This window comes from Klebsiella sp. MS 92-3 (assembly GCF_000195655.1).
GTDB lineage: Bacteria > Pseudomonadota > Gammaproteobacteria > Enterobacterales > Enterobacteriaceae > Klebsiella > Klebsiella pneumoniae.
Genome location: NZ_GL882719.1, coordinates 1 through 6,175 on the forward strand (window position 1 = coordinate 1; position 6,175 = coordinate 6,175).

Consider the following 6,175-nt stretch of genomic DNA (forward strand, 5'->3'; position numbering starts at 1 on the left):
TTTTTATTGCCCGGAGATAGCAAATGGCTGAGAACGCTGGCGGCATTTATTACGATATTGAAATGGATGTGCAGGGCTTGCTTGTAGCGCAACAGCGCGTTAATCAACGCCTCGATCTGATGGAACGTGGTTTCGATGGCACTACGCGCGCCGTGAATAACACTGAGCGCTCTATGTCAAGCCTGTCAGGCGTGGCTGTTGCTTTGTCTGCTGCTCTTTCCGTGAAGCAAGTTTCTGAATATGCAGATGCCTGGGCAACTGTAAATAACAAGTTGGCTAACTCGCTGCGGGCTAACGAGCAACTTGCTGATGTAACAGAACGCGTATTCAACATTACTCAGCAAACTCGCAGTAGTCTAGATGCAACGGCATCCCTCTACGCAAGACTGGAAAGGGCAACCAGGCAGTACGGGACAAGCGCAGATGATCTGGCCAAGTTAACCACAATCATAAACCAAGGGTTCGTTGTATCAGGAGCAACGGCGCAAGAGGCAGAGAACGCGATTATTCAGTTGTCGCAGGGCCTTGCTTCTGGAGCTTTGCGCGGCGAGGAATTCAACTCTGTAAACGAACAGGGTAACCGTCTTATTGTCGCTCTTGCTGACTCGATGGGCGTTAGCATCGGCGAAATGCGGAACATGGCTGCGCAGGGCAAGTTAACAACCGACGTGGTTGTTAATGGGCTTCTATCCCAAGGAGCAGTGATCGGAAAAGAGTTCGCCAATACAACGACGACGATCAGCCAGGCACTGCAGGTTGCGGGAAACAACGTAACTAAATTTTTTGGCGAAAACTCTACCGTTAAAACTGGTGCCGCTATTTTTAATGATACAGTTGTGACTGCCAGTGAAAACATAGGCGTTCTTAGCGCTGCATTAACTGCTGCAGCGGCAATTATGGGAAGCCGCTATGTCGGCGCATTGACAATGTCTGCCGCCTCTCAGATCCAGTCTGCCTTGGCGGCCCAGCGTCAGGCCACTGCCAATGCCCAGGCCGCTCAGTCTGCGCTAATAGCTGCTACGTCAGTGAAGAGAAAGGCGGTTGCAGACAAAGAGGCGGCTTTGTCCTCCCTTGCCTTAGCGCAGGCAGAATATAATGTGGCCAAGGGTAGCGCAGCTGAAATGCTTGCGCTGGATGCATTAATTGCAGCTAAATCCAGAGCAAGTGCAGCATCATTGTCTTTGGCGCAGGCAGAAACTGCACAAGCCGCGGCATCTGCACGAGCGGCAACTGCAGCAAGTGCTGCCTCGGTAGGTATAGGCCTTGCTCGTGGGGCGCTTTCTTTGATTGGTGGTCCTGGTGGCGCTGCCATGCTGGCAGCATCAGCCATTTTCTACTTCTGGCAGAAAGCTCAACAAGCCAGAGAGGAGGCGCTCCGCTTTGCCGATAGTCTGGACAAAGTAAACGCCTCAATGAAGGCGATGAATAATACCCAGCTCAGGGGCACCATCGCCGATGCTAACGAGTCTATTAGAGCGCAGAAGGATGAAATTGCTGACCTTCAGGCGGAGGTTGACTCTTTAAGTTCACGATATCGCAATTTTACCCCTGAGGCTCAAGCTGTAGCAGAATCCTTGGGGCAAGGCGCTGATTTTGCACGTCAGCAAGCTGAGGTTTCTGATCAATTAGCCAAGAAATCGCGCGATCTGGCGAACGCGCAGGATAAGTTGGCAAGAACTCAGGATACCGCAGCGGAAGCTAACAGGACCCTAACAAACAACATGCTCACCTCAATGGGGGTGCATGATGGGCTGATCCAAAAGGGCTGGTCACTTGAGCAGGTGCAGAGCGCGGTTGCGAAGGCTTTTGGCAACACTGCTGATGAAATAAACCGAGCAAACCAGGCTGGACAAAACTTCAACCCCAAAGCGCTGCAGGTTTCTCCTCCTACCGCTGATGGCGACAAAGTAATTCTTAACCTCGAAGAGCAGAACGAGTTACTGAAAATTCAGGATGAACGCCAAAGAGCAGTGACAAAAGCCAGAATGCAGGCAGCAAAGGTTACTGATAACCCAAATCAGATATCAAAAGCTGGCGATTTGGCGGGGGAAAACTTTGATCTGCAAAAATCTGAAGAGGCGCGCAAGGAGGCGCAAAGGAAGAGTGAGCAGCAGGATAAGCGCTCAGCAACGGCAGCCGAATCAGTAGCCCAGAAACTAGCCAATCTGCGCCAGCAATCAGAGCTTGCGGCCAGCTCAGCGCAAGAGTTAAGCCGGGAACAGGCGATATTACGCGCACAGCAGTCTCTTGGAAGCGCTGCAACTCAGGCGCAGATTCAGGAGGCAGGACAATACGCCGCTAAAGCATGGGATGCAGCGGCAGCAGCCAGGGGCGTAACTGAAGCGCTCAAAGCCATTCCGGAACAGGCGGAGAATAAATCCTACGCCGACTCCATGCAGAACCTGAAAGCGGCGCTGAACGCCGGAAAGATTGATCTGCAGGAGTACAACGCAGCCACTGAGCAGATGGAGCAGCAGCATCAGGCCAACCTTGCCAAAATACGCTCGCAGCAGGTGGTTAACCCCACTCAGCAGGCACTTGCCGAAGTTGACCCGGTGCAGCAGTTGGCCAACCAGCACGCGCAGGAGTTGGCGCTTATTCGGCAGTTCGAGCAGCAAGGGGTTATCGCGCACACTCAGGCCCTGGCACTGAAAAAAGCTGCTGACACTCAGTATGAGCAGCAGAGAACCGCTGCTATGTGGGAGATTTACCGGAATCAGAGCCTTGGCAATGAGGCCATAGCTGCGTCATTCGATGCTCTGGCTGGTAATGCTTCTAACGCCCTGACCGGCATAATTACAGGAAGTATGAGCGCACAGGAAGCAGCGCAATCACTTGCCAGCACCGTTCTGAACAGTCTTGTAAACGCCTTCGTTCAAATGGGTGTAGAGTGGGCAAGAAACGCGATCATGGGCGCGACCACCCAGCAGACTGCAATAGCAGCGACCACAGCAGCGCAAGTCGCGGGGATAACCACTCAGACAGCGGCAAGCACCGCGGCTGCGGCCACTACCACTGCAGCATGGACTCCAGCTGCGATCATGTCCTCGATAGCTTCATGGGGAGGTGCAGTTGCTATCGGTCTGGGCGCTATGGCTGGCGTTATGGCATTGGCAGGTAAACGTAAAAACGGTGGTCCAGTATCTGCTGGCTCAATGTATCAGGTGGGTGAAGGCGGAAAACCAGAGATTTACCAGGCCAGCACCGGCAAGCAGTACATGATCCCCGGCGATAATGGGAAGGTCATCAGCAATAAGGATATGCAGTCAGGAGGAGGGATCAGCGTGCAGGTGAACGTCATCAACCAGTCTACCGGTGCCACCGTGCAGAGTGCCGACGGCTATATGCAGGACGGTAGCGCAGTGGTGGACTTGCTAATCACCGATATGGAAAGAGGTGGCCCGGTATCCTCTCTGATGCAGCAGACATTTGGACTAAGCCGCAAAGCGCAAGCCACTTACTGAACCAAACCCGCTTCGGCGGGTTTTTTAATGGGTGAACATTATGAAAGTAGCAATCGAAGTTAATGGCGAAGTTATCTGGTACCGAGACAGCGAGAAACAGGAGGGAATGGCGTCGTTGGGCTACTTGAAGGACGGCACACAGCAGAAAATCATTGCCGCCCTTGAGGAGGCATTATTCCAGGCGAAAGGGCAGATGCTATTGCCTGATTACGTTGATTGAATATCTGTATGTGGCGTGATGACCGGCAGGGAGAGCCAGAACGACATTCCAGTGACCGGAGTGAGGCACCACAATGTTGGCAGGAAATTGTTTATAGAACCCTCCGTAGACCTTGCTAATTTCACCTCGCTTATATCGGTTATAAGCAGTGTCATCCATAACAAGGACGTTGATTTGGTGGGAGCACTGAACGGAAACGATTGATCCGCCCTCCATGTAATACCTGCCGTGTTCGTAAGACATATGACCTCTCTTGCTGTGTGTGAAAAACACACAGTATCAGCGAGAAATATTTAGCAACATCCTGATAAAAGATCAGTGCCGCAGCCGCGGCATTTTTTATGCCCGGAGGAAACGTGGCAACAGTTCAAGCCCCTCCGTTCCTGCCGCTTCCCCAGCGCGCCGATCAGAATATGACGCAGGATACAGCCTGGCAGACGACGCAGACGGCAGTCGGTCCATTGATAATCACGCCGATTACTACTGACTTGAAAGCAACCTGGACGCTGCAGTGGATATTCACGCTTGCCCAGGCCGAGCGGTTTAAGTCGTGGCTGCGATCGCCGACATATTGCGACCGCGGGCGCAACTGGTTCCAGATGCCGATCGACCTGGGTGATACGCAGGGTGTTCAGCAGCAGACGCTGCATTTCGTCGATATGCCGGTGCAAACCAGCAAAAACGGCAACATTGTCACCTGGACGGCAACGGTTATCAGCAACGGTATCGAGGACATTACCGAGGACTATGACGACTGGATTGTTGAGGCACAGCCAGGCTATGGATACTGGCTGGATTACCTGATCACCGAAGTGATGCCGAGGGCTGACTGATGCCGACATTGAGAGAGTGGAAGGAGCGGCGGCCGGCAAGCGACATCAAACAGACGGTGGAGTTTTATCACCCTGCGTTTGGTTATTACCGGGTGGTCAATAACCTGTTTCGCCCGGCGACGTTTGGCGGCAACTCATTCGAGCCTGCACGGTTCAGCGTGACCGAGCCGGCGCAGGACGGAACGGCGGTCATATCCATGACGATTACCTTTGTCGCCGCGACGGAGCATGTCCGGCAGACACTGAAAAGCTGGCGCGGGGCGGCGCGTATGACGCCGATAAAGTGCCTGTATCAGCAGTGGAACGCGATCGGTGACACGGCGTCATTGAAAGACTGGACGCTTTACGTGAACGACATTTCAGCCGATGCCAGCAACGTCACCGTGACCGCTGGCAAGACCAATCCGCTGACGCTGGCCAACTCCATCATTTACACCACGAAAGACTATCCCGGGCTAATCACCGTATGACACAGAGTGACTTTATCGGGCTTGTTAACGGCAAGCCCTGGGCTAATCGCGCCTGCAGTTTTGAACAGATGGACTGCTGGGGCCTGGTGGTTCTCTATTATCGGCATGTGCTCGGCCTGGAACTGCATCACATCGCCGGCTACGAATCGGGCGCGGATTTCATCACCTGCTACGAACAGGAGCGCGCCCACTGGCGGCGTGTGCCGGTGGCGGCAACCGGCTGCATCGCCGTTTTTTACCGCGGTGATGTGCCGGCGCATATCGGTGTGATGATCAGCCCGGTGAAATGCCTGCACGCCCGCGGGGAGTTTGGTTTTGTGCGCTGCGATAGCCCGCTGGCATTACTGAAGGTTTACAGCCGCGTGGAGTACATGATTCATGGTTCGATATGAGTTACAGAGGCTGCCTGGCGCGCCGCTGCAGCGGGGGACGGTAGATGTCGGCACCACACTGGTGAGCCTGCTGGATTCTCTGCAGCTGCACCGCGATGTTATCGTGAAACTGAATGGCAGAGCACTGCCGGACGATTACGACATCAGCCGGCCACTGCGATCTGGCGACGTGGTTGCTGTGTTCGACCAGCCAGAGGGCGGGGTTGGCAAACTCATCACCACGATATTGCGTCCGGTCACGAAAATCCTCTCCGGCGCGCTGAAGGTGTTCGGCCTGTCAAATAAGCCCAGCGCGTCGGTATCGGTGGCGACAGGCGAATCTCCCAATAATGACCTGACCGGACAGACGAACCGCGCGCGACTCTACAAAGGGCGCCCCAATATTTACGGCCAGTGCCGCGTGTTTCCCGATTTGATTCAGGAAGCGCTGTTTGAGTTCGTCGACAATAACAAGCAACTCACGGAGTGGTTTGAAGTCGGTTACGGCCGGTACACCATTTCCTCGATCCGATACTCGGAATCGAACCTCGGCAGCCTGGCGGGAGCCAGTTCTGCGATTTATAACCCGGGTGACGTGATCGGCACGATTGAGGTGGGGTATCAGTTCGATGACGTCGATAACGAAACAGTCCCCGGACTGAACGAAAGCCAGGACTTTCCGGCCCAGACCGCGACCACGACGGCACCGACATCGGTGGCGATCGAGAGTAATCAGCTCAAAGCCATTGTGCTTTCTAACGATGACAACTTTGCATACTTCGCCGCACTGGCGGTGCCACACCCCGCGTCATTCGTC

The 6,175-nt window shown here is 54.3% G+C and carries 6 protein-coding genes and 1 pseudogene; 6 read left to right on the plus strand and 1 reads right to left on the minus strand.

What is annotated here, in order from left to right:
- Positions 1-23 precede the first annotated feature (23 nt).
- Together HMPREF9538_RS25155 and HMPREF9538_RS25150 are read left to right on the plus strand one after the other, a co-directional pair.
- Positions 24-3,464 (plus strand): tape measure protein, encoded by a 3,441-nt coding sequence (locus tag HMPREF9538_RS25155; RefSeq protein ID WP_009483958.1) that lies wholly within the window; start codon positions 24-26, stop codon positions 3,462-3,464.
- Positions 3,465-3,504: 40 nt separating this feature from the next.
- Positions 3,505-3,684, plus strand: a complete 180-nt coding sequence (locus HMPREF9538_RS25150; protein WP_009483959.1) for an Rrf2 family transcriptional regulator — start codon at positions 3,505-3,507, stop codon at positions 3,682-3,684.
- On the opposite strand, the gene HMPREF9538_RS29090 is transcribed toward HMPREF9538_RS25150, so the two are convergent.
- A complete protein-coding gene (locus tag HMPREF9538_RS29090) occupies positions 3,661-3,927 on the minus strand; it encodes a DUF1883 domain-containing protein (RefSeq protein WP_071813909.1) in 267 nt (88 codons plus the stop codon). The genes HMPREF9538_RS25150 and HMPREF9538_RS29090 overlap by 24 nt on opposite strands.
- A 113-nt stretch (positions 3,928-4,040) precedes the next feature.
- Here HMPREF9538_RS29090 and HMPREF9538_RS25145 point away from each other — a divergent pair, with 113 nt between their 5' ends.
- The 4 genes and pseudogenes from HMPREF9538_RS25145 to HMPREF9538_RS25130 form a co-directional block, all read left to right on the plus strand.
- Positions 4,041-4,517, plus strand: a complete 477-nt coding sequence (locus tag HMPREF9538_RS25145) for a hypothetical protein (protein ID WP_032456981.1) — start codon at positions 4,041-4,043, stop codon at positions 4,515-4,517.
- Positions 4,517-4,987, plus strand: a complete 471-nt coding sequence (locus tag HMPREF9538_RS25140; RefSeq protein WP_004199076.1) for a hypothetical protein — start codon at positions 4,517-4,519, stop codon at positions 4,985-4,987. Before HMPREF9538_RS25145 ends, HMPREF9538_RS25140 begins: the two co-directional genes overlap by 1 nt.
- A complete protein-coding gene (locus HMPREF9538_RS25135; protein WP_009483962.1) occupies positions 4,984-5,379 on the plus strand; it encodes an NlpC/P60 family protein in 396 nt (131 codons plus the stop codon). Before HMPREF9538_RS25140 ends, HMPREF9538_RS25135 begins: the two co-directional genes overlap by 4 nt.
- Positions 5,366-6,175: pseudogene (locus HMPREF9538_RS25130) on the plus strand (phage tail protein); the annotation flags it as partial. The gene HMPREF9538_RS25135 and the pseudogene HMPREF9538_RS25130, both read left to right, overlap by 14 nt.

Excerpts from the sequence above, each read along its gene's own strand:
- HMPREF9538_RS25150 (WP_009483959.1), top strand. The coding sequence starts at position 3,505 with ATGAAAGTAGCAATCGAAGTTAATGGCGAAGTTATCTGGTACCGAGAC.
- HMPREF9538_RS25140 (WP_004199076.1), top strand. The coding sequence starts at position 4,517 with ATGCCGACATTGAGAGAGTGGAAGGAGCGGCGGCCGGCAAGCGACATC.
- HMPREF9538_RS25155 (WP_009483958.1), top strand. The coding sequence starts at position 24 with ATGGCTGAGAACGCTGGCGGCATTTATTACGATATTGAAATGGATGTG.
- HMPREF9538_RS29090 (WP_071813909.1), bottom strand. The coding sequence starts at position 3,927 with ATGTCTTACGAACACGGCAGGTATTACATGGAGGGCGGATCAATCGTT.
- HMPREF9538_RS25135 (WP_009483962.1), top strand. The coding sequence starts at position 4,984 with ATGACACAGAGTGACTTTATCGGGCTTGTTAACGGCAAGCCCTGGGCT.